The 855-nt window shown below is 38.7% G+C and carries 2 tRNA genes and 2 rRNA genes; all 4 read left to right on the top strand.

From position 1 onward, the window contains the following. A 16S ribosomal RNA gene (locus ACTNBA_RS19065) occupies positions 1 to 76 on the top strand; the annotation flags it as partial. A 170-nt stretch (positions 77 to 246) separates the two neighbouring features. Further along, a tRNA-Ala gene (locus ACTNBA_RS19060) sits at positions 247 to 322 on the top strand. A 5-nt stretch (positions 323 to 327) separates the two neighbouring features. Further along, positions 328 to 404: transfer RNA gene (locus tag ACTNBA_RS19055), tRNA-Ile, on the top strand. A 341-nt stretch (positions 405 to 745) separates the two neighbouring features. Further along, positions 746 to 855: ribosomal RNA gene (locus tag ACTNBA_RS19050) — 23S ribosomal RNA — on the top strand; the annotation flags it as partial.

The following is an 855-nucleotide window of genomic DNA, read 5'->3' as shown; positions in this document are numbered from 1 at the left end:
GAAGGTGGGATTAGTGATTGGGGTGAAGTCGTAACAAGGTAGCCGTAGGAGAACCTGCGGCTGGATCACCTCCTTTCTAGGGAGTCGACATGAAGTTAATCCTTCATGACATTGAACGAATCTTACTTTGTAAAATTTATTTTAGAAAGTTTAGATGAGTCCATCCAGCACAGCTGGACACTGGTACTTTAACTCTGTTTAATTTTGAGAGACTATCTCTAAAAAAACTTGTAGTAAGTTTAATATGGGGGTATAGCTCAGTTGGGAGAGCACCTGCCTTGCACGCAGGGGGTCAAGAGTTCGAATCTCTTTATCTCCACCACTTATGGGTCTATAGCTCAGCTGGTTAGAGCGCACGCCTGATAAGCGTGAGGTCGATGGTTCGAGTCCATTTAGACCCACCATTAACTTACAATTGAGTTTGTAAGTTTTTTTTATGTTCTTTGAAAATTACACAGTGAAGATATAAGAAATACAAATCATATGATTTGTATAAGCGATTATCACAAAATCGAAGATTTTGGATATCTGCTTAAATTTCGTCAAGAATTTTAATTTGAATTCTTTGTAGAATTATGAATTGATTTTAATAATGAATAATACGCTATATAATTCATTATTAAAAATAGTTAGAAACGAGCAGTGCTAGGCAGCAAAGGAATGAGAAGCGGAGTTTACAATTGGTAAATGAGCATCACAGTGACTGAAGCTAACGAAGTAATGCGAAGTTTATAACAATTTTTAAGGTCAAGCTACAAAGGGCGCATGGTGAATGCCTTGGCACTAGGAGCCGAAGAAGGACGCGATAAGCTGCGATAAGCTTTGGGTAGGCGCAAATAGCCAGTGATCCAGAGA

Source organism: Clostridium sulfidigenes, assembly GCF_052067195.1.
Taxonomy (GTDB): domain Bacteria; phylum Bacillota; class Clostridia; order Clostridiales; family Clostridiaceae; genus Clostridium_J; species Clostridium_J sulfidigenes.
Note: the sequence above shows the minus strand (reverse complement) of the source record. Positions and strands in the feature narration are given on the sequence as shown.